Origin of the sequence: Pseudomonas sp., assembly GCF_051660785.1 — a bacterium.
Classification (GTDB): Bacteria; Pseudomonadota; Gammaproteobacteria; order Pseudomonadales; family Pseudomonadaceae; genus Aquipseudomonas.
In genome coordinates this window covers 1-23,331 of sequence record NZ_JBOFQE010000097.1, presented here as the reverse complement: position 1 = coordinate 23,331, position 23,331 = coordinate 1, and the positions used below count along the sequence as shown (strand labels likewise).

The window sequence follows — 23,331 nt, the reverse complement described above, 5'->3', positions numbered from 1 at the left end:
TGCAGGTCTTGCGAACATGACGCAGATTTCCGAACGCCTTCTGGTTCAAGCCCACCTCGATGCCAAGCAGCCCAAGCCGCTGACCGTGGAGGAGGAAGCTTTTTACCGTGCCGCCATCGCTGCCGAGCTCAAGGCTCAGGACGCGGTGCTGGTTGCTCACTTCTATTGCGATCCGGTGATTCAGGCCCTGGCCGAAGAAACCGGTGGTTGCGTCTCCGACTCGCTGGAGATGGCCCGCTTCGGCAGTGCGCACCCGGCCAAGACCGTGCTGGTCGCCGGTGTGAAGTTCATGGGCGAAACCGCGAAAATCCTCAATCCTGAAAAACGCATTTTGATGCCGACCCTGGAAGCGACGTGTTCGCTGGACCTGGGTTGCCCGGTGGATGAGTTCTCGGCGTTTTGCGACCAGCATCCGGAGCGTACGGTGGTGGTGTATGCCAACACTTCGGCGGCGGTCAAGGCCCGGGCGGATTGGGTGGTGACGTCCAGCTGTGCGCTGGAGATCGTCGAAAGCCTGATGGATAACGGCGAAACGATCATCTGGGGGCCGGACAAACATCTGGGCACCTACATCCAGCGCCAGACCGGCGCCGACATGCTGTTGTGGGACGGTGCCTGCATCGTTCACGAGGAATTCAAGTCAAAGCAGCTTGAGGACATGAAAGCGCTGTACCCGGACGCCGCGATTCTGGTGCACCCGGAGTCGCCGACTTCGGTGATCGAGCTGGCGGATGCCGTGGGTTCCACCAGTCAGTTGATTGCGGCGGCGCAGAGCCTGCCGAACAAGACCCTGATCGTCGCCACCGATCGCGGCATCTTCTACAAGATGCAGCAGCTGTGCCCGGACAAGGTCTTCATCGAGGCTCCAACGGCCGGTAACGGCGCAGCATGCCGCAGTTGCGCACACTGCCCGTGGATGGCCATGAACACTCTTGAGCGCACGCTGAAGTGCTTGAAGGAGGGGACGAACGAGATCTTTGTAGATCCGGCGTTGATTCCGCAAGCGATTCGACCGTTGAAACGGATGCTCGATTTCACTCAGGCTGCGCGGATGAAGCTGGCCGGTAACGCCTGAATTCGTCAGATAAGTCACAAAACCTGTGGGAGCGAGCCTGCTCGCGATAGCGATCTGTTAGTCATATCAATGCTGACTGACACACCGCCATCGCGAGCAGGCTCGCTCCCACATTGGTTTTTGTATGGCTGATTTACTTGGTTTTCTTCGGAATGCGGACAAGCTGGGTATTGGAATACATGTCATGCCAGCTGCGTTTCTGTTTATCGAACAGCGACCAGATGAACCCAAGGCCAACACACAACAGCGACGCAATCGACACCACAAAGCGCAGCAGTGCCTGCCAAAGACTGATCGATGTACCATCAGCGTTCTGCACGCGAATGCACCACACCTGCATGCCCAATGTCTGACCGGACCAGGTCCAGAACTTGGCGAAGAAACCAAACAGCACAAACAGCAGCACAGTCGACAGCAACGGATCACCGTCCAGTGCGCCGGCTTCGGTCAGGGTGCGCATCTTGTCTTCGCCGATGATCGCCATCTGGATCATCTTGTAAATGCCGCTGGTGACGATCAGCAGGGCGGTACACAACAGGAAGTCATAGAACATCGCTGCCAGACGACGACCCAGGGAGGCGGCGGGGAACTCGCCCTCGGGTTTGAGCAGGTGTTTCGACATGGCAGCCTCTGGGCGGAAAAAGAAGCCATTTTACGGATTTACGCGCACAAAAAAGCCCCTGATGTCAGCATCAGGGGCTTTTTCGTTACAGAAGATTAGGCTTCTGCTTGTACTTCGTCAGCCTGCATGCCTTTCTGGCCTTGCACAGCGACGAAAGTCACTTTCTGGCCTTCTTTCAGGCTCTTGAAGCCGTTGCCCTGAATAGCGCGGAAATGCACGAACAGATCCGGACCGCTTTCTGGAGTGATAAAACCAAAACCTTTCTCGTCGTTAAACCACTTGACGGTACCGCTCTGACGTGTGGACATTTCTTATTCCTTTGACGCAAAAAATTAATGACAGTCTCCTTCTCATGAAAGAGTACTGGGGCTGGTTGCAGGAGAGTAAGAAGACGTCGAACGGGATGTAGCTAACTTGTAGGCTACTGCCCAGGTCACGATTCCAAGCGACCCATGCAAACACAGTGAACAAACTCTACGCCAACTACGTGAGAAAAAACAAGCCCTGTGAGAGGCCCGGTTTTGTTCAGGTTGGGGCAGTAGCGTGTCCACTAGTGCGGTTTATTCGATCAGGGTGTTCAATTGTTTTCGAACGTTATAAGCAACGTTCATAAACGAAGCTTAGAACCAAAGACATGCACTGTTTTATGGCGGTTGCGTTACACATTAGTGCACTGTTAACGCAACCGCGTTACTTATAGAAACAGTCAATCAGCCGCGATAGTAGCGTTGTGGAACAAATGGCATTTTGCTTACAAGCAAAGGCACCTTTTTCCCACGAACAATTGCCCACACCGGTGTGTCGATAGCGATATAAGCGCTGTCGAGGTAACCCATGGCCAATGGACCGCCCAAGGTCGGACCAAAGCCGCCGCTGCAAACAGAACCAATGATGTCGCCCGCTTCGTTGACGATTTCTGCGCCTTCACGCACCGGCGTGCGTTCCTGAGGCAGAAGACCCACACGTTTGCGGCTGACACTGGCTTGCTGTTGAGCGAATACCGTCTCGGCGCCAGGGAAGCCGCCGGACCGTGCACCATCAGCACGACGTGGCTTGGAGATAGCCCACAGCAGGCTGGCTTCGATCGGAGTGGTCTCGGTGTTCATGTCGTGACCGTAGAGGCACAGGCCGGCTTCGAGGCGCAGCGAGTCGCGAGCACCAAGGCCGATGGCCGCGACTTCCGGTTCAGCCAGCAGGGCGCGCGCCAGGGCTTCAGCGTTGGCGGCCGGAACGGAGATTTCGAAACCGTCTTCACCGGTGTAGCCCGAACGGCTGACAAAGCATTCGACGCCCAGCAGTTTCACGCGGGTGAACTGCATGAAGGTCATCTTCGCCACTTCGGGCGCCAGGCGCGCGAGCACGGTGACCGCAGCCGGACCTTGCAAAGCCAGCAGGGCGCGCTCTTCGAACAGCGGCTCGATCGTGCACTGGTCGCCGATGTGCTTTTGCAGATGTGCGAGGTCTTGATCCTTGCAGGCGGCGTTGACCACCAGGAACAGTTCGTCGTTACCCAGGTTGGCGACCATCAGGTCGTCGAGGATGCCGCCGGTTTCGTTGGTGAACATCGCGTAGCGCTGCATGCCCACCGGCAGGTCGATGATGTCCACCGGCACCAGGGTTTCCAGGGCCTTGGCAGCATTGGCGCCGGTCAGGCGGATCTGGCCCATGTGCGAGACATCGAACAGCCCGGCCTGATCACGGGTGTGCTGGTGTTCTTTCATCACGCCCAGCGGGTATTGCACCGGCATGTCGTAGCCGGCGAACGGCACCATGCGTGCGCCGAGTTCGATGTGCAGTGCGTGCAGCGGGGTTTTCAGCAATTGTTCGGTGGACATATTCAGCTCCTGAAAAAGTGTGCGGATGCGCGTGAGCATCAGCACTCGATAATGTTGACCGCCAAACCGCCACGGGCGGTTTCCTTGTATTTGCTTTTCATGTCGGCGCCGGTCTGACGCATGGTGCGGATGACCTTGTCGAGGGAGACGAAATGCTGACCGTCGCCGCGCAGGGCCATGCGTACCGCATTGATGGCTTTCACCGAGCCCATGGCGTTGCGCTCAATGCAAGGCACTTGCACCAGCCCGCCAATCGGGTCGCAGGTCAGGCCCAGGTTGTGTTCCATGCCGATTTCGGCCGCGTTTTCCACTTGCTGCACGGTGCCGCCAAGTACTTCGCACAAGGCCCCGGCCGCCATGGAACAGGCCACGCCGACTTCACCCTGACAGCCGACTTCGGCGCCGGAGATCGAGGCGTTTTCCTTGTAGAGAATGCCGATCGCGGCGGCGGTCAGCAGAAAGCGCACGACGCCGTCTTCGCTGGCGCCGGGGATGAAGCGCATGTAGTAATGCAGCACCGCCGGGACGATGCCCGCGGCTCCGTTAGTGGGCGCAGTGACGACGCGTCCGCCGTTGGCGTTTTCTTCGTTGACCGCCAGGGCGTACAGGTTGACCCAGTCCAGCACCGACAGCGGATCGCGCAATGACGATTCCGGGTTCTTGCACAGTTGCCGGTGCAGCGCGGCGGCCCGACGTTTGACTTTCAAGCCACCGGGCAAAATGCCCTCGTTGCGGCAACCGGCAGCGACGCAGTCCTGCATCACCTGCCAGATGTTCAGCAGTCCGGCGCGGGTTTCCGCTTCCGGGCGCCAGGCGCTTTCGTTGGTCAGCATGACCTGGCTGATGGACAAGCCGTAAGTGGTGCAATGACCAAGCAAATCCTTGGCGCTCTTGAACGGGAAGGTCAGCGGCGTGGCGTCTTCGACGATGCGGTCGGCGCCGGCGGCGTCTTCATCGACCACGAATCCGCCGCCGACTGAGTAGTACTCACGGCTGCGTATTTGTATGCCCGCGGCATCGAAGGCGCGAAAGATCATGCCGTTGGGGTGATAGGCCAGCGGTTTGCGGATCATCGCCAGGTGTTCTTTCTCGTTGAACGCAATGCTGTGTTCGCCGAGCAGGTTCAAACGACCATTGCCGCGAATCTCCAGGAGACGGGCGGCGACGGTTTCGGTGTTCACGGTGTCCGGGTGTTCGCCTTCCAGGCCGAGCAACACGGCTTTGTCGCTGCCGTGGCCTTTGCCGGTGGCGCCGAGCGAGCCGTAGAGCTCGACTTTGACGCAGGTGGTGGCTGCCAGCAGCCCTTCACGGCGCAAGCCTTCGGCGAAGCGCGCGGCGGCGCGCATCGGGCCGACGGTGTGGGAGCTGGAGGGGCCGATGCCAATCTTGAACAGGTCGAACACGCTTAACGACATGGTTGTTCTCCGGTTTCTTGTTATAGGAATTGGCGGAATATCAGGCTTGATGTATTCCCCTGTGGGAGCTGGCCTGCCAGCGATGGCAGTGTGTCAGGCAACAGAGGTGGAGATTGATCCACCGCTATCGCTGGCAGGCCAGCTCCCACAGGGTTTTGTGGTGTTGTGGAAAAAGGGGCAGGTAAACCTGCCCCTCATTTGTTTAAGCGTAGCTTTCGATCGACGGGCAGGCGCAAACCAGGTTGCGATCACCAAACACGTTGTCGACGCGACCGACCGGTGGCCAGTATTTGCCTTCGATCAGCGACGCAACCGGATACACCGCTTGCTCACGGCTGTACGGGTGCGTCCACTCGCCAACGATTTCTGCGGCAGTGTGCGGAGCGTTTTTCAGCGGATTGTCGTCCTTGTCCAGCGTGCCGTTTTCCACCGCGCGAATTTCTTCGCGGATGCGGATCATGGCGTCGCAGAAGCGGTCCAGTTCTTCCCTGGATTCGCTTTCGGTCGGCTCGATCATCAGCGTGCCGGCGACCGGGAACGACATGGTCGGGGCGTGGAAACCGAAGTCGATCAGGCGCTTGGCGACGTCATCGACGCTGATGCCGCTGCTGTCTTTCAGTGGGCGCAAATCGAGGATGCATTCGTGCGCCACCAAGCCGTTGCTGCCGGTGTAGAGCACTGGGTAATGCTCTTCGAGGCGACGGGAAATGTAGTTGGCATTCAGGATCGCCAGTTGCGAAGCACGCTTCAGACCCGCACCACCCATCATCCGAATGTACATCCAGGTGATCGGCAGAATGCTCGCGCTGCCGAACGGTGCTGCGCAGACTGCGCCTTCCTTGCGTTCCATGGTGCCGTGACCCGGCAGGAACGGGGTCAGGTGCGATTTCACGCCAATTGGGCCAACGCCCGGGCCGCCACCGCCGTGAGGAATGCAAAAGGTCTTGTGCAGGTTCAGGTGGGACACGTCGCCGCCGAACTTGCCCGGTGCGCAAAGGCCAACCATGGCGTTCATGTTGGCGCCGTCGATGTACACCTGGCCGCCGTGGTCATGAATGATGCCGCAGATTTCACGGATGCCTTCTTCGAACACGCCGTGGGTCGACGGGTAGGTGATCATCAGCGCAGCGAGGTGTTCGCGGTGCTCGATGGCCTTGGCGCGCAGGTCTTCGATGTCAACGTTGCCACGGGCATCGCACGCGGTCACTACAACGCGCATGCCGGCCATGTTGGCGGTGGCCGGGTTGGTACCGTGAGCCGAGGACGGGATCAGGCAAATATCGCGACGGTCTTCGCCACGGCTCTGGTGATAGGCACGAATCGCCAGCAGACCGGCGTATTCACCTTGCGAACCGGCGTTCGGTTGCAGGGAGATCGCGTCGTAACCGGTGGCGGCGCAGAGCATTGCTTCCAGTTCATCGGTCAGTTGCTGGTAGCCGGCGCTTTGCTCGGCCGGGGCGAACGGGTGCAGGGCTCCGAATTCAGCCCAGGTCACCGGGATCATTTCGCTGGCAGCGTTGAGTTTCATGGTGCACGAACCCAACGGGATCATGGTGCGATCCAGTGCCAGGTCCTTGTCGGCGAGCTTGCGCAGGTAGCGCATCAGCTCGGTTTCCGAGTGGTAACGGTTGAACACCGGGTGGCTGAGGATCGGCGACTGGCGCACCAGTGCCGCTGGAATGGTCGCTTGAACCGAAGCGGCGAGGGCGGCGAAGTCCGGCAGGGTTTTGCCGTCGGCCAGCAGCGCCCACAGGGTTTCCACGTCAGCTTGCGAAGTGGTTTCGTCTAGGGACAGGCCCAGACGTTCGGCATCCACGACGCGCAGGTTGATCTGCTGGGCGCGAGCCTTGTCGTGCAGCTTGGCGGTGTTGGCGCCGGTGTTCAGAGTCAGCGTATCGAAGAAGCTTTCTTGTTCGACGTTCAGGCCGATTGCTTTCAGGCCTTTAGCCAGAATCGCGGTCAGGTGATGCACGCGGTTGGCGATCTGCGTCAGGCCTTTCGGGCCGTGGTACACGGCGTACATGCTGGCAATGTTGGCCAGCAGCACTTGCGCGGTGCAGATGTTCGACGTGGCTTTCTCACGACGGATATGTTGCTCGCGGGTTTGCATCGCCAGACGCAGGGCCGGTTTGCCGAAACGGTCCACGGAAACACCGACCAGACGGCCCGGCATGTCGCGCTTGAACGCGTCTTTTGTCGAGAAGTAAGCGGCGTGCGGGCCACCGAAACCCAGCGGCACGCCGAAGCGTTGCGCGCTGCCGATGGCTACGTCGGCGCCGAACTCACCCGGCGGGGTCAGCACGGTCAGGGCCAGCAGGTCCGCTGCAACTGCAACCAATGCGTTGGCAGCGTGGAAGCGTTCGGTCAGTTCGCGGTAGTCGAACACATCACCGTTGCTCGCCGGGTATTGCAGCAGGGCGCCGAAGAACGGCGTCACGTCGGTCAGTTCAAGCTCGTCGCCGACGACAACGTCGATGCCCAGCGGCTCGGCACGGGTGCGCAGCACGTCGAGGGTTTGCGGGTGGCAATGCACGGAGGCGAAGAACGCGTGGCTGCCTTTGTTCTTGCTCAGGCGTTTGCAGAAGGTCATGGCTTCGGCGGCGGCGGTGGCTTCGTCGAGCAGCGAGGCGTTGGCGATCGGCAGGCCGGTGAGGTCGCTGATCAGGGTCTGGAAGTTCAGCAGCGCTTCGAGGCGGCCCTGGGAAATTTCTGGCTGGTACGGGGTGTACGCGGTGTACCAGGCCGGGTTTTCCAGCAGGTTGCGCAGGATCGGCGACGGCGTGTGGGTGCCGTAGTAGCCCTGGCCGATGTAGGTCTTGAACAGCTGGTTTTTGCCGGCGATGGACTTGATCAAGGCCAGGGCATCGGCTTCGCTCAGGCCGTCTTCGAGGCCGAGGACGCTGGTGCCTTTGATGCTGTCGGGGATGACGCTGGCGCTCAGGGCTTCCAGCGAGTCAAAGCCGAGGCTGTTGAGCATCGCTTGCTCGTCACCGGCACGCGGGCCGATGTGGCGGGCGATGAATTCGTTAGCAGTAGTCAGGTTTACTTGAGTCATGTCAGCGCTCCTCAGGCTTCGGCGTTGGCTTTGATCAGACGGTCGTAGGCGTCCTGATCCAGCAGTTTGGCGACCGCCGAGGCGTCGGTTGGCTGGAAGCGGAAGAACCAGCCTTCGCCCAGCGGATCTTCGTTGACCAGTTCAGGGCTGCTGTCGAGTGCCGGGTTCACTTCCAGCACTTCACCGTCGAGAGGCATGTACACGCCGCTGGCGGCTTTTACCGATTCCACGGTGGCGGCTTCAGCGCCTTTGTCGTAGGACTGCAGCTCAGGCAGTTGTACGAAAACCACGTCGCCCAGGGCGTTCTGTGCGAAGGCGGTGATGCCGACAGTGACGCTGCCGTCAGCTTCGGTGCGCAGCCATTCGTGATCTTCAGTAAAACGCAACTCGCTCATGGAAACTCCTAAGGGGCCAGACTCGTCTGGTGGACGCGATGGAATGCTTGGGCTAAAGCCCTGCTTTATAGGTGGCTACTAAGCAAAATCGCGGCCAATGTTTTTTTATCGTTATAAATCAACTGGTTAAGTTGTTCTGTGGCTTGCAGGGAATGGATGGCTGTAGCGAAATCGCTACAGCATAAGGCGGAGATAAAAGCCTAGGTGGATCAAAGCCTTGCACAGCGGTGATCGGGGGAGGGTGTAGCGATATCGTTCCGCTGTAGCGCTTTCAGTACAGATGGAGGTCGTTTTTGAACAGGATTCAGTCTGAACACAGAACCTGTGGGAGCCAGCCTGCTGGCGATGAGGTTCTGTCAGTCGACATCTTTTTTGCCTGATACACCGCAATCGCCAGCAGGCTGGCTCCCACAGGGACTACGGTGATTTCAGGGCTTGTTGGGAATGCCGTACTTGCGCAACCGATGGGCGATTGCCGTGTGGGAGGTTTGCAGCCGGCTCGCCAGTTGCCGGGTCGAGGGATAGCTGACGTACAGCTTTTCCAGCAGGGTTTTCTCGAACTCTTCCATCGCCTGCTCGAGGCTGTCGACGTCGCTGTCACTCTGACGCGCCACCGAGGTCCCGGCGATGTCGAGGTCGCCGATGTCCACCAGGCTGCTTTCGCAAATCGCCGCCGCGCGGAAGATCACGTTCTGCAATTGCCGCACGTTGCCCGGCCAGCGATTACCCAACAGCGCAGGATAAGTGCCCGGTGCCAGGCGACAGACCGGGCGCTGAATCTGCGCGCACGCCTGCTGCATGAAATAGCGCGCCAGCAGCAGAATGTCCTGGCCGCGTTCGCGCAGGGGCGGGACTTCGACATTCAGGACGTTGAGGCGATAGAACAAGTCTTCGCGGAACGACCCTTCGCTGACCATTTTTTCCAGGTTGCGGTGAGTCGCGCTGAGGATCCGCACATTGACCTTCACTTCGCGGTCACCGCCGACCCGACGGAAGCTGCCGTCGTTGAGGAACCTCAGCAACTTCGCCTGCAAGTACGGCGACATCTCGCCGATCTCGTCGAGAAACACCGTGCCCTGGTTCGCCAGTTCCATCAGCCCCGGTTTGCCACCCCGTTGCGCGCCGGTGAAGGCGCCGGGGGCGTAGCCGAACAGTTCGCTTTCGGCGAGGTTCTCCGGCAATGCTGCGCAGTTCAGCGCCAAAAATGGCGAACTGTGCCGGGCGCTGATGGCGTGGCAGGCGCGAGCGACCAGTTCTTTGCCGGTGCCGGTTTCACCCTGGATCAACAACGGTGCATCCAATGCCGCTACACGTTGAGCGCGCGCCTTGAGCGTACGAATCGCTGGAGACTCGCCGAGCAGCGCGTCGAACCCTTCGGCATGGTCGTGGTGCAGCGCCGAGAGGCGTTCACCGATGCGGTTCGGCTGATACAGGGTCAGCAGGGCGCCGGCATCGGTGATCGGGGTGGCGTCCAGCAGCAAGGTCTGGCCGTTGACCGTGATCTCGCGCAGCGGCAGGCGGAAGCCGTGTTCCAGCAGGGCATCGAGCAACGCTGGATCGGCAAACAGATCCGCGACACTTTCCCCCGCCGGTTCACGACCATACAAAGCGATCAATGCCGGGTTGGCCAGCAACACTTTGCCGGCGCTGTCCAGAGCCAGCACCGGGTCGGTCATGGCGGCGAGCAGCGCATCGAGCTGCAAGTGCCGACGTTGGCCGGGCAGGATGTCGACCACCGTCATCGCTTGCACGCCACGCACGCTGAGCAATGCATCGCGCAGCTCTTCGAGCACTTGCGGGCTCAGGGTCGGGGCGTCGATGTAAACGTTGGGCGGGACCATTTCCACCGCATCCAGATTGAGATTACGCCCACCAAGCAGGGCCAGGACTTCCTGGGTAATGCCGACGCGGTCGATGAAACTGACGTGGATACGCATGGGGCGGTTTTTTAATCTGACGTGCGGAGGGTGGCAAGTATGCCTTGGGGCGGGCGAATGGTGAAATCCTGCGGGGGACTTCAGGGTGACACATGAACCCCTTGTGGGAGCGAGCCTGCTCGCGATGGCGGAGTATCAGTCGACATTCATGGTGACTGTCAGTCCGCCATCGCGAGCAGGCTCGCTCCTACAGGTACAGCGTTCATCCAGGGGAATGGGGTTACTCGAAGTTCTCGAGGTTTATCGGGTCGCCGGATTTCATATCCAGCTGCTTCCGGATGTCTTCGAACATCAGATCGTAATGCTTGTGGACTGAGCCTATCTGGCTGTGTGTCTTCGGGATTCCGTACTTCTCGGCAATATCCGTTACGTTTTTGGCGAAGTTGTACGCCTCCACCTTGGGCAGAAAGAAGAGCTCTGACATGTCCTTGCCCTGAATGCTGCCATGCATGGTGAACTGGATGCCTTGTTCCCCTTTGTCGTTCTTGCTGACCTCATAGTCGAGGTGCACGTTGTAGTTGACATCATCCGGGGTCAGCGCGTGGCGCTCGATGTGCAAGTGACCGGGCTCGAACGTTGCCATTGACGTTTCTCCTTATAAATAAGTAATGCCAGGTTTTGCCGTGCTGATGCGGGTGCCGGCCGTGCCCTGGACGATCGCTTCGATGTCCGAGAGTGAACCGATCACCGCGGTTTTTCCAGTATGGCGGGCAAACTCGCAGGCGGCCTGCACCTTTGGTCCCATGGAGCCGGCGGCGAAGCCAAGTTTTTCCATTTCATCGGGGTGGGCCTGGGCGATGGCTTTCTGGGTTGGTTTGCCGTAATCGATGAACGCCGCGTTGACGTCGGTGGCGATCACCAGCAGATCGCTTTCCAGCTGCTCGGCCAGCAGCGCCGAACACAGGTCCTTGTCGATCACCGCTTCCACACCTTGCAGCTTACTGTGGGCGCCGTACATCGTCGGGATGCCGCCACCGCCAGCGCAGATCACGATGCTGCCTTTTTCCAGCAGCCATTTGATCGGGCGGATTTCAAAGATGCGTTTCGGTCTCGGGCTGGCCACCACGCGACGGTATTTGTCGCCGTCCGGAGCAATCGCCCAGCCTTTCTCGGCGGCGAGTTTTTCCGCTTCGGCCTTGGCGTAGACCGGGCCGATGGGTTTGGTGGGGTTCTGGAACGCTGGGTCGTTGGCGTCGACTTCGACTTGGGTCAGCAGGGTCGCGAAGGGCACTTCGAAGTCCAGCAGGTTGCCCAGTTCCTGTTCGATGATGTAGCCGATCATGCCTTCGGTTTCGGCACCGAGCACGTCCAGCGGATAAGGCGAAACCGAGGTGTAGGCGGCGGCTTGAAGCGACAGAAGACCAACCTGCGGACCATTGCCGTGGGCGATGACCAGTTCATTGCCGGCATGGATCTTGGCGATTTGTTCGGTGGCGATCCGGATGTTGGCGCGTTGATTGTCCGCGGTCATGGGTTCACCACGGCGGAGCAGGGCGTTTCCGCCCAGAGCAACGACGATACGCATGATGCATGTCCTTCTAAAAGAGCAGTAAGCGGGCAACTCGGTCTGTCGATGGAACCCTGACCCTGTGGGAGCGAGACTGCTCGCGATGGGATCGCCGCGGTCTGTCAGATGCACCGCGGCGCTGCCATCGCTGGCAGGCCAGCTCCCACATTGACCATGTTCCGTCAGTGAGAGCCGAGTGGGCCGTTAGAGATCGGCCAGGGTCGACACCAGGATTGCCTTGATCGTGTGCATGCGGTTTTCCGCTTGCTCGAAGGCGATGCAGGCCGGCGACTCGAACACGTCATCGGTGACTTCGATGCCGTTGCTCAAATTCGGGTACTGCTCGGCAATCTGTTTGCCGATCTTGGTGTCGCTGTTATGGAACGCCGGCAGACAGTGCATGAACTTGGTGCGCGGGTTGCCGGTGGCTTTCATCAATTCTGCGTTGACCTGGTACGGCAGCAGTTGCTGGATGCGTTCGGCCCAGGCTTCGACCGGCTCGCCCATCGACACCCACACGTCGGTGTGGATGAAGTCCACGCCTTTTACCGCGGCTTTCGGGTCCTCGGTCAGCGTGATTCTTGCGCCGCTTTCTTCACCGTATTTTTTGCAGCGAGCCACCAGGTCATCTGTTGGCCACAGGGCTTTCGGTGCGCAGATACGCACGTCCATGCCCAGCTTGGCGCCGACCAGCAGCAGCGAGTTGCCCATGTTGTTGCGAGCGTCGCCCAGGTAGGCGTAGCTGATCTCGTGGATCGGTTTGTCCGCGTGTTCACGCATGGTCAGCACGTCGGCGATCATTTGCGTCGGGTGGTACTCGTCGGTGAGGCCGTTGAACACCGGCACACCGGCGAACTTGGCGAGCTCCTCGACGATTTCCTGCTTGAAGCCACGGTATTCGATGGCGTCGTACATGCGCCCCAGAACGCGGGCGGTGTCCTTCATGCTTTCCTTGTGGCCGATTTGCGAAGAATTCGGGTCGATATAAGTGACGTTGGCGCCCTGGTCATAGGCCGCGACTTCGAAGGCGCAACGGGTGCGGGTCGAGGTTTTTTCGAAGATCAGCGCGATGTTGTTGCCCTTGAGGTGTTGCTGCTCGGTGCCTGTGTACTTCGCACGTTTGAGATCGCGGGACAGGTCGAGCAGGTAACGCAGCTCACGGGGCGTGTGGTGCTCCAGGCTGAGCAGGTTACGGTTGTGGATATTGAACGCCATGATGATTCTCCTTGAGTTCGGTAATCGGCCCGGCCGCTACGGGATCAGTGCGGCCGGGGGGATGGTCGTTTAGTAGTCGATAGGGTCGCGAATGATCGGGCAGGTCATGCAGTGGCCGCCGCCACGGCCGCGTCCGAGTTCGCCGGCGCTGATGGTGATGACTTCCACACCGGCCTTGCGCAGCAGGGTGTTGGTGTAGGTGTTGCGGTCATAACCGATCACCACGCCGGGTTCCACAGCCACCACGTTGTTGCCGTCGTCCCATTGCTCGCGTTCGGCGGCGAAACTGTTGCCGCCGGTTTCCACCACGCGCAGCGCCTTGAGGTTGAGGGCCTTGGCCACCGTGTCGAGGAAGTTGGTTTCTTCGCGACGAATGTCGATACCGCCCGGCTTGCTTTCGTCAGGTTGCAACGTGAAGGCGACGATCTGGTTCACCACTTCCGGGAAAATCGTTACCAAATCGCGGTCGCAGAAGCTGAACACCGTGTCCAGGTGCATCGCTGCGCGGGATTTCGGCAGGCCGGCAACAATGACTTTTTCCACGGCGTTGTTCTTGAACAGGTTCACCGCCAACTGGCCGATGGCCTGACGGGACGAGCGTTCGCCCATACCGATCAACACCACACCATTGCCGATCGGCATTACATCGCCGCCTTCAAGGGTGGAGCTGCCGTGTTCCTGATCAGGGTCGCCGTACCAGATCTGGAAGTCGGCGTTGGTGAACTGCGGATGGAATTTATAGATGGCGGTGGTCAGCAGGGTTTCCTGACGACGCGCCGGCCAGTACATCGGGTTCAGCGTCACGCCGCCATAGATCCAGCACGTGGTGTCGCGGGTGAACTGGGTGTTGGGCAGCGGCGGCAGGATGAAGCTGGAATGCCCGAGAAACTCGCGGAACATCTGAATGGTCTTGCCGCCGAAACTGTCCGGCAAGTCGTCAGCGGAAACGCCGCCAATCAGGAATTCGGCGATTTTTCTCGGCTCCAGGCTACGCAGCCAGGAACCGGTTTCGTTGATCAGGCCGAGGCCCACCGAGTTGGCCGTGACCTTGCGTTCCAGAATCCAGTCGAGGGCTTCAGGGATGGCGACGATGTCGGTCAGCAGGTTGTGCATTTCCAGCACGTCGACCCCGCGTTCGCGCATTTTGGTGACGAAGTCGAAATGGTCACGCTTGGCCTGGGCCACCCATAGCACATCATCGAAAAGCAGTTCGTCGCAGTTGTTCGGGGTCAGCCTCTGATGGGCGAGTCCTGGGGAGCAAACCATGACTTTGCGCAGTTTGCCGGCTTCGGAATGTACGCCGTACTTAACTTTTTCCGTGGTCATTACCGTGATCCTCCAGATGGCAAAACAGGTGGGGTGTTATAGCGTCAGGAAGCCGTCATACAGCCCGTAGGCCGCTACCACGGCGCCCACGATGACGGCTGCAAAAATCAGCTTCTCGACGTTGGTGAAAATCGGTTTGCCGAGTTCTCGCTTGGCCTTGGCGAACAGGACGACCCCGGGCGCATAGAGCAGGGCAGACAACAGCAGGTATTTGGTACCCCCTGCGTAGACCAGCCAGACCGCGTAGATCACCGCAATGGCGCCGATGAGCAAATCCTTCGAGCGTTCGCCCGGGTCGTTTTCATAACTCTCGCCGCGCACCGCCAGCAGCAGCGCATAAGCCGCGGACCATAGGTACGGCACCAGAATCATTGAAGTGGCGAGGTAGATCAGCGACAGGTAAGTACTGGCCGAAAACAGCGTGATGATCAGGAACAGCTGCACCATCGCGTTGGTCAGCCACAAGGCATTGACCGGCACATGGTTGGCGTTCTCCTTGCGCAGGAATTCCGGCATGGTGTGATCCTTGGCGGCGGCGAACATGATCTCCGCACACAACAGCACCCACGACAGCAATGCACCGAGCAGCGAAATGATCAGACCGACGCTGATCAGCACCGCACCCCAGTGACCGACCACGTGCTCCAGCACCGCGGCCATCGACGGGTTCTGCAACTTGGCCAGTTCTGGTTGGGTCATGATGCCCAGCGACAGCACGTTCACCAGCACCAGGAACAGCAACACGGTGATGAAACCGATCACCGTGGCCTTACCGACGTCGCTGCGTTTTTCCGCCCGGGCCGAGAAGATGCTCGCGCCTTCGATGCCGATGAACACCCAGACGGTGACCAGCATCATCTTGCGCACCTGGTTCATCACGCTGCCCAGGTCCGGGTTTTTCACGCCCCAGATGTCGGCGGTGAAGATGTCCAGTTTGAAGGCGAAAATCGCGATCAGGACAAACAACAGCAGCGGCACGATCTTGGCAACAGTGGTCACCAGGTTGATGAACGCGGCTTCCTTGATGCCCTGCAGCACGAGAAAGTGCACCCCCCAGAGCAGCACCGACGCGCCGATCACGGCGGCTACCGTGTTGCCTTCGCCGAAGATCGGAAAAAAGTAACCGAGGGTGCTGAACAGCAACACGAAATAACCGACGTTGCCCAGCCACGCACTGATCCAGTAACCCCACGCGGACGAAAAACCCATGTAGTCGCCAAAACCGGCCTTGGCGTAGGCGTAGACACCGCCGTCCAGATCAGGCTTTCGATTGGCCAGGGTCTGGAAGACGAAGGCCAGGGTCAGCATGCCGACCGCGGTGATTGCCCAGCCGATGAGCACAGCACCGACATCGGCACTGGCGGCCATGTTCTGCGGCAGGGAAAAGATCCCCCCACCAATCATCGAGCCGACAACCAACGCAACCAGTGCGCCGAGTTTCAGTTTTCCGGGGGATTCAGACATTGCATGACTCCATTGCAGGAGAAGTAGAGACAACAGGTTAAGTTCGTAAGCTGTTCAATCATCTGACTTAGATCAATGCATGGACACATTCCATTGTTAATCAAAGACTTTCGAGGTGTTGGCAGGCATAAGGCTGTTGCCGGGAAGGCCCTGTCCAGAGGCTTCGGCAGAGTTGAGAAGAGATAACGCGTTTCCATTGAAGTCTAGACGCTAGTTGGTTTTTGTGGTTTGGCAAGTTTCCCTTCCCGTTTTTACAGTTGTATCGATTTATTAGGATTTATCGACAGAACCGCTATTTATTACGGGTGCGATAGAGTGAATGGTTATAAATAAAGCTGCGGATTGGCGTTAATTGATAAACGTTATTACGCTTTATCTGTTTAGTTAAAACTGACTATGTGATGGTCACGCGGCGGGCGGTCCTCGCAGCGGGAAAGGGAGACGCAGGAATGTCGCAACCGACGCAAAAACTTAGGCTAGGCGCGTTGATCGCGCTGGTGGTGGGTTCGATGATTGGGGGCGGGATCTTCTCACTGCCGCAAAACGTGGCAGAACGAGCCGATGCCGGGGCGATCCTGATTGGTTGGGCGATCACCGCTGTCGGCATGCTGACCCTGGCTTTCGTGTTCCAGACCCTGGCCAATCGCAAACCAGAACTGGACTCCGGGGTATACGCCTACGCCAAGGCCGGGTTCGGCGATTACATGGGGTTCTCATCGGCCTGGGGTTACTGGATCAGCGCCTGGCTGGGCAACGTCGGTTATTTCGTGTTGCTGTTCAGCACCCTTGGTTATTTCTTTCCGGTGTTTGGCCAGGGCAACACGCCAATCGCCATCGGCTGCGCCTCGGTGCTGCTGTGGGCCGTGCATTTTCTGGTGATGCGCGGGATCAAGGAAGCGACCTTCATCAATCAGCTGACCACCGTGGCCAAGGTCGTGCCGCTGATCATGTTTATCGTCATCGCCGCCGTGGCCTTCAAGGCGGACATCTTCACCCGGGACATCTGGGGCCGTGGCAACCCGAATTTTGGCGGTGTGATGGATCAGGTGCGCAACATGATGCTGGTCACCGTGTTCGTGTTCATCGGCATTGAGGGCGCCAGTGTGTATTCGGCGCGGGCGGAGAAACGCTCGGACGTCGGTCGGGCGACAGTCATCGGTTTTCTCGGCGTGTTGGCCTTGCTGGTGCTGGTGAATGTGTTGTCGCTGGGGATCATGAGCCAGCCCGAATTGGCCACGTTGCAGAACCCGTCACTGGCGGCAGTGCTGGAGCACATCGTCGGCCCTTGGGGCGCGTTGCTGATCAGCATCGGCCTGGCGATTTCGCTGCTCGGAGCGTTGTTGTCCTGGGCGCTGCTCTGCGCCGAAATCCTCTTCGCCACGGCCAAAGACAAGACCATGCCGGCGTTCCTGACCAAGGAAAACGCCAACCATGTGCCGGTCAATGCGCTGTGGCTGACTAACGTGATGATCCAGCTTTTCTTGCTGATCACGCTGTTTTCCGCCGGCACGTACACCAGCCTGATCTACCTCGCGTCTTCGATGATTCTGGTGCCGTACCTGTGGTCGGCGGCGTATGCGGTGCTGTTGAGCGGACGCGGCGAAACCTACGAGCACGCGTCGGCCGAGCGCACCAAGGACCTGATGATCGGCGGTATCGCGCTGGGTTACGCGGTGTGGTTGTTGTATGCAGGCGGGGTGAAGTATTTGCTGTTGTCGGCGCTGTTGTATGCGCCGGGGGTGATCTTGTTTGCCAAGGCCAAACACGAACAGGGGAAACCTTTGTTCACTCATATCGAGAAAGGGATTTTTACCTGCGTCATCAGCGGAGCAGGGCTGGCGGCGTATGGGTTGTACAGCGGATTGCTGTCGTTGTGAGGTTGTTGCTGGCGCATCAACCGCCTTATGACTGGTCGGCGATGCTGGGATTTTTGTCGGCGCGGGCGGTAGCAGGGATGGAAACGGTGGTCGACGGCGTTTACTCACGCAGCATCGGGTTGAACGGTGTTTACGGCGGGTTTTCGATCAGACCGGTGGCGGGCGATGCGCTGGAAGTGATGCTGGATTTTCCTGATCCGGCGGCCGTGCCGCAGATTGTCACGCGGCTGCGGCGGATGTTTGATCTGGATGCGGATTTGCCTGCGATCCATCGGCAATTGGCGGTTGATCCATTGATGGAACGGTTGATTGCCGAACGGCCGGGGTTGCGGGTGCCGGGAGCGTGGGATGGGTTGGAACTGGCGATTCGAGCTGTGTTGGGGCAGCAGATTACTGTGAGCGCTGCGATCCGCTTGGCGGGGAAACTGGTCGCACAGTACGGGCAACCTCTGGCGTCTGATTTGTCCGCTGTCACTCTTGTGTTTCCTGAGGCCGGCGTTCTGGCGGAGGCGGATCTGGCAACGTTGGGGATGCCGAAAAGTCGGGGCCGGACGTTATCGGGTGTGGCTCAGGCGTTGCTCAATGATCCGCTGTTGTTTGAGCCGGGGCGGGAGGGCGGCGTGGCGCGGTTGCTGGCGTTGCACGGGATTGGCGACTGGACAGCGCAGTACATTGCGTTGCGGCAGTTGCGGGACATGGATGCGTTTCCGAGTGGGGATGTGGGGTTGATCAATGCGTTGGCGGCGCTTGAGGGTGGGCCGGTGACAGCGCGGGATTTGTTGCAGCGGGCCGAGGCTTGGCGACCTTGGCGGGGGTATGCGGCGCAGGTGCTTTGGACATCGCTGAGCCGGATGGATTGACTTGTTTGTTCCGGCCTCATCGCCAGCAGGCTGGCTCCCACAGGTTTTGTGATCGACATGAATCCACTGTGGGACAACTGTCTTGATTTTGATGATTGGGTTTGGCTGGCTCCCACAGGTTTTGTGATCGACATGAATCCGCTGTGGGGCAACTGTCTTGATTTTGATGATTGGGTTTGTCTGGTCCCACAGGTTTTGTGATCGACATATATCCGCTGTGGGGCAACTCTTGATTTTGATGATTGGGTTTGTCTGGTTCCCACAGGTTTTGTGATCGACATGTATCCGCTGTGGGGCAACTGTCTTGAGGCTGGCTCCCACAGGTTTTGTGAACGATACAGATTCACTGTGGGAGCCAGCCTGCTGGCGATGGGGCCAGAACGGTCACCACCACTGCGCGCGATGTGAACCCAATTCAGAGGCCGGAAGCGCCCACTGCAACGGCGTCCCGGTGATTTTCAGCGGCACATGAAGCCGATGCGCCGGCCCCCAAGGCGTTTGCTCAACCAACAATCCTTGATCATTTTCATCTTCTGCCCGAAGCACTTCATCCGTCCCGGCACCGTTTTCAATCAACAACTTCGCCGTGCGCGCCAACGACAGCCGGGCCGACCCGCCACGACCCAACAAGGTGATCGCCGCAGCCGCCATCAGATACCCGGTTGCATGATCAAGCGCCTGAACCGGCAACGGCGTCGGTTTGTCCGCTTGCTTCCACTGCATCCCCGCGTCGGCAATGCCACTGCTCATCTGCACCAGGCTGTCAAAGCCGCGACGGTTCTGCCAAGGGCCGCTCCAGCCGTAGGCGTTGAGGCACACATCAATCAGGCCCGGCGCCAGTTTTTCACGCTCGGCGACACCGTAGCCCAACTTTTCCAGCGCATCGGCGCGGTAGCCATGGAGCACGATATCAGCGTCCTTGAGCAGGCTTTCAAACACGGCTCGATCGTCTTTGTCCTGGAGATCCAGCCGCGCGCAGCGTTTGCCCAAGGTGACTTCCGGCACCACGCCGGGTTCGTTCCAGGTCGGTGGGTCGATGCGCAATACATCGGCGCCAAGGCCGGCGAGAAAACGACTGGCGACGGGGCCGGCGAGCACGCGCGTGAGGTCCAGCACCTTGATCCCCGCCAGTGGTTGCGCGACAGAGCCCCGCCACGATTTAGGCTGTTGAGAAGAAGCGGCGCTGAACTGAATCAACGGTTCGGCGTTTACCGCCAAGCCTTGGGGATGCGCCTGCCATTGCGCCCAGCTGCGCATTTCGGCGGCGCAACCACCGGCATCGACCACGGCCTGTTCCAGATCGGTTTTCGTCCATTGCGCCACCTTGCTCGCCGTCGCGGCACGGTCGGCACAGGCACCGAGCACGCTTTCGGCGGCGGCGCGGTGATGCGGCGCATTGGTGTGCAAGCGAATCCAGCCGTCCTGGGTCGCGTAGTCACCGGCCACCGGGTCCCACAGCGGTGGAACGCTCCAGCCCACGGGGCGAATCGAGGTAGCAAACCAGAAAGACGCGAGGCGCCGGTCGACTTCAAGGCTGGGCAAGCGACCGGTGTGTTGCTGCAGCAATGCGCTGACCGCTTGGCCGGCAGCCGCGATGCTGGCGCAGGCGAGGTCGGTCACGGCAAACGCCGAGGGCAGGGCGCCGCTCGACGTAAAAGGAATCGGTGTGTGAGGCAAGCCGAGCGCGGCTTGAATGGACGTGAGTAAACCAGTCATCGAAGGCCCTCCGGAACGAGAGCCCGAGCATAGATCAAAAATCTGGCCGCCCGGATGAAATTCCCCTTGTGGGAGCGAGCCTGCTCACGATGGCGGTGTGTCAGGCAACATCTTTGTTGGATGTGGCATCGCTATCGCGAGCAGGCTCGCTCCCACAGGGGATCTTCGGTGGGGCTTCTAGACGCGGAACTGATCCATCAATTTCATCTGGTGGGTGGTCAGGGAGTTGAGCTGGCTGCTGATTTGCGCCGATTCAGTGGCCTGGCCGGTCAACGTCTCGGTGACGGTGCGGATCGCCGAGACGTTGCGGTTAACCTCTTCGGCCACCGCGCTTTGCTGTTCGGCGGCGCTGGCGATTTGCAGGTTCATGTCGCTGATCACGGTGACCGCGTCGCTGATTTTGCTCAACGCCTGCACCGCTTGCTGGATCTGCCCGGCGTTGCTGTGGGCCTGGGTCTGGCTCGAATGCATGGTGGCGACCACACCGCGCGTGCCGGTCTGGATGCGCTCGATCACGATGCGGATTTCTTCCACCGAATCCTGCGTGCGTTTGGCCAGGTTGCGCACTTCATCGGCCACTACCGCAAATCCGCGACCGCTCTCGCCGGCACGGGCGGCTTCGATGGCCGCGTTGAGCGCCAGCAGGTTGGTCTGCTCGGCGATGCTGCGGATCACTTCCAGTACCGAACCGATCTGCTCGCTGTTGACCGCCAGTGCTTCGACTTCGGTCACGGCCTTGCTGACTTCGTCGGCCAGTTGATTGATGTCGCGGGTGCTGCGTTCGATGATCTGCATGCCATCGCGGGCCGACTGGTCGGCACCTTTCGCCGCGTTAGCCGCGTTGGAGGCGCTGTTGGCGACGTCGTGGGCGGTAGCGCTCATTTCGTTGGACGCGGTGGCGACCTGGTCGATTTCACGGAACTGCACCTGCATGCCTTCGCTGGTCTGACGGGCGATTTCCGAAGACTGGTCGGCGGTGCCACGGGCGTCGGTGATGCTTTGCTTGATCTGCGCGATGGTCGGTTGCAGCTTGTCGAGGAAGCGGTTGAACCAGCTGACCAGTTCGCCCAGTTCATCCTTCTTGCTGTAGTGCAGACGCTGCGTCAGGTCACCGTCGCCGCTGGCAATCGCCTTGAGCATCTCGGCGACGCTGTTGATCGGCCGGGTCACGCCCGAGGCGGTGAGCCAGATCAGCAACAGTCCAACCAGGCCGGCCGCGACAGCCACCAGCACCGCTTTGATCGTGCCGCTTTGCTGGGCGTCATCGAGTACCGTTTGCAGCTTGACCGAATCGGCCAGCAGCACCTGTTTGGGCAGGTCGATTACCACGCCCCAGGCTTTGGAATCGCTGATCGGGCTGACCGGGTACACCGCGCGAATCAGATCACCCTGTTCGAGGATCTTTGGCGTGCCTGCGCTGAGCAGTTGCAGGATGTCCTTGCCGTCTGCGCCCAGGGTGGCATCGATGCCTTTGCCTACCTTGCTCGCGTCAACGCTGTAACCCGCCAGTACACCGCTGCCGGAGACGATCAGCATGTGTCCGGCGCTGTTGAACAGGTCACGCTGGGAATCGACCGCGGCGGCTTGCAGGGCGTCGAGGGCAATGTCGATACCGACCACGCCGATGGATTTGCCGTCCACCAGCAGTGGTACGGAAATCGTGGTCATGAGCATTTCCTTGCCGCCGACGGTGTCGGCATACGGGTCCAGCAAGCAGGTGCGTTTGCTGTCGCGAGGGCAGGTGTACCAGCTGTTGTACGGCGTACCGCTGAGGCTCAGGGTGGTTTTGGTCATGTCGTCTTCGACCATGATCGTGTTGATCCCGGGACCACCGGCACGGCTCCAGTAACTGGCGAAACGCCCGATTTCGTTGGACTGACGAGCCGCATCGTTGGCGAATTCGCTGTCCTTGCCGTCAAGGCCATTGGGCTCGAACGCCAGCCAGATCCCCAGCACTTTGCTGTTGCGCTCGAAAGCGGTTTTGAGGCTCTGGTTCAACTCTTCACGCAGGGCTCCGGCTTCAAGCGAGCGCTTGGCGGCCAGGGTGCGCATGTCCTTGATCTGGTCCGCCAGGGCGGTCACCACCAGCAGGCTTTCGCCGAAGGTCTTCTGCACCCGCACCGCTTGCTCGGCGGCCTTGGCCTGCAGCAGGTCCTGCACGCTGGCGGTGAGCATCTTGCTGCTCGAGGCGCTGACCAGCTCATCGTTCTGATTGGTCTGGTAGAAGTTCATGCCGACGATCAACGCGACCACGCCGAGCAGGCACAGTCCGGACAGCAAGACGATTTTCAGGCGGATGGAGAGGGAGTCGAACATAGGGCGAACTCGCAAATGGATGAGGTGTTGGCTGTGGCCGATGTCGACCCGATTCGCCAAATCCATTCAGCGCCATTTAATGCTCATCGGCGTTTGGAGAGGATGCATGATGGTGGCACCGACGAGCGGTCATGGTTGATCGTTTGCGCAGGAAAACTCCCTGAAAAGGACAAAAATTCAGGAAATTGTCGGCAGCGATTCCGGTCTTGACCAGATCCACACATTGCCCAGACTCATGCCGGCGATGGCCAGATAGATCGGCCAGCCATGATCGAGCATTACCAGCATCAACCCGGCGCAGAGCAGCATGCTGACGGTGGCGCTGACCTTGGCCCGCCGGGCGATGATTTTGCCGTGGCGCCAGTTGCGCAGGATGGAACCGAACAGCCAATGGTTCTCCAGCCAGGCACTCAGGCGCGGCGAACTCCTGGTCGCGGCCCAGGCGGCGAGGAGGATGAACTCGGTGGTCGGCAGGCCGGGGATGACGATGGCGATCAGGCCGATGCCGAGGCTGAGGTAGGCCAGTAGGCCAAAGAGGATTCGGGGGAGTTTTGAAGAGGTGGGTTGAGGCATGGGCTCAGGGGACGTTTGTGAGGCTTGATCGGTGATCTTGCGGGCTTGCCCAGTCCCCTTGTGGGAGCGAGCCTGCTCGCGATAGCGGTATCCCAGACAACATTTTTATCGACTGATACACCGCTATCGCGAGCAGGCTCGCT

19 protein-coding genes and 1 pseudogene are annotated in these 23,331 nt (G+C 59.8%); 4 read left to right on the top strand and 16 right to left on the bottom strand.

Translation table 11 applies throughout. The annotated features are described in order from the left end of the window. Nucleotides 1-16 precede the first annotated feature (16 nt). A complete protein-coding gene (gene nadA / locus ACRC4F_RS27750) occupies nt 17-1,075 on the top strand; it encodes a quinolinate synthase NadA (RefSeq protein ID WP_077748706.1) in 1,059 nt (352 codons plus the stop codon). A 133-nt stretch (nt 1,076-1,208) separates the two neighbouring features. On the opposite strand, the gene ACRC4F_RS27745 is transcribed toward nadA, so the two are convergent. The 12 genes from ACRC4F_RS27745 to arcD (ACRC4F_RS27690) form a co-directional block, all read right to left on the bottom strand. Beyond that, nucleotides 1,209-1,697 carry an RDD family protein gene (locus ACRC4F_RS27745; RefSeq protein ID WP_438662225.1) on the bottom strand — a complete coding sequence of 163 codons (489 nt, stop codon included), beginning with the start codon at nt 1,695-1,697 and terminating at the stop codon, nt 1,209-1,211. Between the two features lie 95 nt (nt 1,698-1,792). Then, complete coding sequence (locus ACRC4F_RS27740) at nt 1,793-2,005, bottom strand: cold-shock protein (protein WP_003227496.1); 213 nt, start codon at nt 2,003-2,005, stop codon at nt 1,793-1,795. A 402-nt stretch (nt 2,006-2,407) separates the two neighbouring features. Continuing rightward, entirely contained in the window at nt 2,408-3,532 is a 1,125-nt protein-coding gene (gcvT, locus tag ACRC4F_RS27735) for a glycine cleavage system aminomethyltransferase GcvT (RefSeq protein WP_438662224.1), read from the bottom strand. A 38-nt stretch (nt 3,533-3,570) separates the two neighbouring features. Beyond that, nucleotides 3,571-4,947 carry an L-serine ammonia-lyase gene (locus tag ACRC4F_RS27730; RefSeq protein WP_438662223.1) on the bottom strand — a complete coding sequence of 459 codons (1,377 nt, stop codon included), beginning with the start codon at nt 4,945-4,947 and terminating at the stop codon, nt 3,571-3,573. A 202-nt stretch (nt 4,948-5,149) separates the two neighbouring features. Beyond that, nucleotides 5,150-8,002 (bottom strand): aminomethyl-transferring glycine dehydrogenase, encoded by a 2,853-nt coding sequence (gene gcvP / locus ACRC4F_RS27725; protein ID WP_438662222.1) that lies wholly within the window; start codon nt 8,000-8,002, stop codon nt 5,150-5,152. 11 nt (nt 8,003-8,013) lie between these two features. After that, a complete protein-coding gene (gcvH, locus tag ACRC4F_RS27720; RefSeq protein WP_008027813.1) occupies nt 8,014-8,397 on the bottom strand; it encodes a glycine cleavage system protein GcvH in 384 nt (127 codons plus the stop codon). Between the two features lie 428 nt (nt 8,398-8,825). Beyond that, nucleotides 8,826-10,334, bottom strand: coding sequence for a sigma-54-dependent transcriptional regulator (locus ACRC4F_RS27715; protein WP_438662221.1), 1,509 nt, complete (start codon nt 10,332-10,334; stop codon nt 8,826-8,828). A 220-nt stretch (nt 10,335-10,554) separates the two neighbouring features. Continuing rightward, nucleotides 10,555-10,917, bottom strand: a complete 363-nt coding sequence (locus tag ACRC4F_RS27710) for a DUF5064 family protein (protein WP_438662220.1) — start codon at nt 10,915-10,917, stop codon at nt 10,555-10,557. Nucleotides 10,918-10,929: 12 nt separating this feature from the next. Next, nucleotides 10,930-11,859 carry a carbamate kinase gene (gene arcC, locus ACRC4F_RS27705; RefSeq protein WP_438662219.1) on the bottom strand — a complete coding sequence of 310 codons (930 nt, stop codon included), beginning with the start codon at nt 11,857-11,859 and terminating at the stop codon, nt 10,930-10,932. A gap of 186 nt (nt 11,860-12,045) precedes the next feature. After that, nucleotides 12,046-13,056 (bottom strand): ornithine carbamoyltransferase, encoded by a 1,011-nt coding sequence (locus tag ACRC4F_RS27700; protein WP_438662218.1) that lies wholly within the window; start codon nt 13,054-13,056, stop codon nt 12,046-12,048. 69 nt (nt 13,057-13,125) lie between these two features. Next, nucleotides 13,126-14,382, bottom strand: coding sequence for an arginine deiminase (gene arcA, locus ACRC4F_RS27695; RefSeq protein ID WP_438662217.1), 1,257 nt, complete (start codon nt 14,380-14,382; stop codon nt 13,126-13,128). Between the two features lie 36 nt (nt 14,383-14,418). Continuing rightward, nucleotides 14,419-15,846: an arginine-ornithine antiporter gene (arcD, locus tag ACRC4F_RS27690; protein WP_438662216.1), complete on the bottom strand. Its 1,428-nt coding sequence runs from the start codon at nt 15,844-15,846 to the stop codon at nt 14,419-14,421. A 449-nt stretch (nt 15,847-16,295) separates the two neighbouring features. On the opposite strand from arcD (ACRC4F_RS27690), the gene arcD (ACRC4F_RS27685) reads away from it, so the two are divergent. Genes arcD (ACRC4F_RS27685) through ACRC4F_RS27675 form a run of 3 tightly spaced genes read left to right on the top strand, consistent with a single transcriptional unit; the run spans nt 16,296 to nt 18,784 of the window. After that, a complete protein-coding gene (gene arcD, locus ACRC4F_RS27685) occupies nt 16,296-17,723 on the top strand; it encodes an arginine-ornithine antiporter (protein WP_438662215.1) in 1,428 nt (475 codons plus the stop codon). Continuing rightward, nucleotides 17,720-18,583 (top strand): DNA-3-methyladenine glycosylase family protein, encoded by an 864-nt coding sequence (locus ACRC4F_RS27680; RefSeq protein WP_438662214.1) that lies wholly within the window; start codon nt 17,720-17,722, stop codon nt 18,581-18,583. The genes arcD (ACRC4F_RS27685) and ACRC4F_RS27680 overlap by 4 nt, the downstream gene beginning before the upstream one ends. A gap of 57 nt (nt 18,584-18,640) precedes the next feature. Then, a complete protein-coding gene (locus ACRC4F_RS27675; protein ID WP_438662213.1) occupies nt 18,641-18,784 on the top strand; it encodes a hypothetical protein in 144 nt (47 codons plus the stop codon). 183 nt (nt 18,785-18,967) lie between these two features. Here ACRC4F_RS27675 and ACRC4F_RS27670 read toward each other — a convergent pair whose 3' ends face one another. The 4 genes and pseudogenes from ACRC4F_RS27670 to ACRC4F_RS27655 all read right to left on the bottom strand — a co-directional run bounded on the left by ACRC4F_RS27670 (nt 18,968) and on the right by ACRC4F_RS27655 (nt 23,188). Beyond that, nucleotides 18,968-20,299, bottom strand: coding sequence for a CoA transferase (locus ACRC4F_RS27670; protein ID WP_438662212.1), 1,332 nt, complete (start codon nt 20,297-20,299; stop codon nt 18,968-18,970). Between the two features lie 177 nt (nt 20,300-20,476). Beyond that, nucleotides 20,477-21,232 (bottom strand): methyl-accepting chemotaxis protein, encoded by a 756-nt coding sequence (locus ACRC4F_RS27665; protein WP_438662261.1) that lies wholly within the window; start codon nt 21,230-21,232, stop codon nt 20,477-20,479. A 102-nt stretch (nt 21,233-21,334) separates the two neighbouring features. Next, nucleotides 21,335-22,351: pseudogene (locus ACRC4F_RS27660) on the bottom strand (PDC sensor domain-containing protein); the annotation flags it as partial. A 441-nt stretch (nt 22,352-22,792) separates the two neighbouring features. Then, a complete protein-coding gene (locus tag ACRC4F_RS27655) occupies nt 22,793-23,188 on the bottom strand; it encodes a YbaN family protein (protein ID WP_438662211.1) in 396 nt (131 codons plus the stop codon). Nucleotides 23,189-23,331: the final 143 nt, after the last annotated feature.

Coding starts and splice junctions, on each gene's coding strand:
- nadA (WP_077748706.1), top strand. CDS start 17: ATGACGCAGATTTCCGAACGCCTTCTGGTTCAAGCCCACCTCGATGCC.
- ACRC4F_RS27745 (WP_438662225.1), bottom strand. CDS start 1,697: ATGTCGAAACACCTGCTCAAACCCGAGGGCGAGTTCCCCGCCGCCTCC.
- ACRC4F_RS27740 (WP_003227496.1), bottom strand. CDS start 2,005: ATGTCCACACGTCAGAGCGGTACCGTCAAGTGGTTTAACGACGAGAAA.
- gcvT (WP_438662224.1), bottom strand. CDS start 3,532: ATGTCCACCGAACAATTGCTGAAAACCCCGCTGCACGCACTGCACATC.
- ACRC4F_RS27730 (WP_438662223.1), bottom strand. CDS start 4,947: ATGTCGTTAAGCGTGTTCGACCTGTTCAAGATTGGCATCGGCCCCTCC.
- gcvP (WP_438662222.1), bottom strand. CDS start 8,002: ATGACTCAAGTAAACCTGACTACTGCTAACGAATTCATCGCCCGCCAC.
- gcvH (WP_008027813.1), bottom strand. CDS start 8,397: ATGAGCGAGTTGCGTTTTACTGAAGATCACGAATGGCTGCGCACCGAA.
- ACRC4F_RS27715 (WP_438662221.1), bottom strand. CDS start 10,334: ATGCGTATCCACGTCAGTTTCATCGACCGCGTCGGCATTACCCAGGAA.
- ACRC4F_RS27710 (WP_438662220.1), bottom strand. CDS start 10,917: ATGGCAACGTTCGAGCCCGGTCACTTGCACATCGAGCGCCACGCGCTG.
- arcC (WP_438662219.1), bottom strand. CDS start 11,859: ATGCGTATCGTCGTTGCTCTGGGCGGAAACGCCCTGCTCCGCCGTGGT.
- ACRC4F_RS27700 (WP_438662218.1), bottom strand. CDS start 13,056: ATGGCGTTCAATATCCACAACCGTAACCTGCTCAGCCTGGAGCACCAC.
- arcA (WP_438662217.1), bottom strand. CDS start 14,382: ATGACCACGGAAAAAGTTAAGTACGGCGTACATTCCGAAGCCGGCAAA.
- arcD (WP_438662216.1), bottom strand. CDS start 15,846: ATGTCTGAATCCCCCGGAAAACTGAAACTCGGCGCACTGGTTGCGTTG.
- arcD (WP_438662215.1), top strand. CDS start 16,296: ATGTCGCAACCGACGCAAAAACTTAGGCTAGGCGCGTTGATCGCGCTG.
- ACRC4F_RS27675 (WP_438662213.1), top strand. CDS start 18,641: ATGAATCCACTGTGGGACAACTGTCTTGATTTTGATGATTGGGTTTGG.
- ACRC4F_RS27670 (WP_438662212.1), bottom strand. CDS start 20,299: ATGACTGGTTTACTCACGTCCATTCAAGCCGCGCTCGGCTTGCCTCAC.
- ACRC4F_RS27665 (WP_438662261.1), bottom strand. CDS start 21,232: ATGCAGGTGCAGTTCCGTGAAATCGACCAGGTCGCCACCGCGTCCAAC.
- ACRC4F_RS27655 (WP_438662211.1), bottom strand. CDS start 23,188: ATGCCTCAACCCACCTCTTCAAAACTCCCCCGAATCCTCTTTGGCCTA.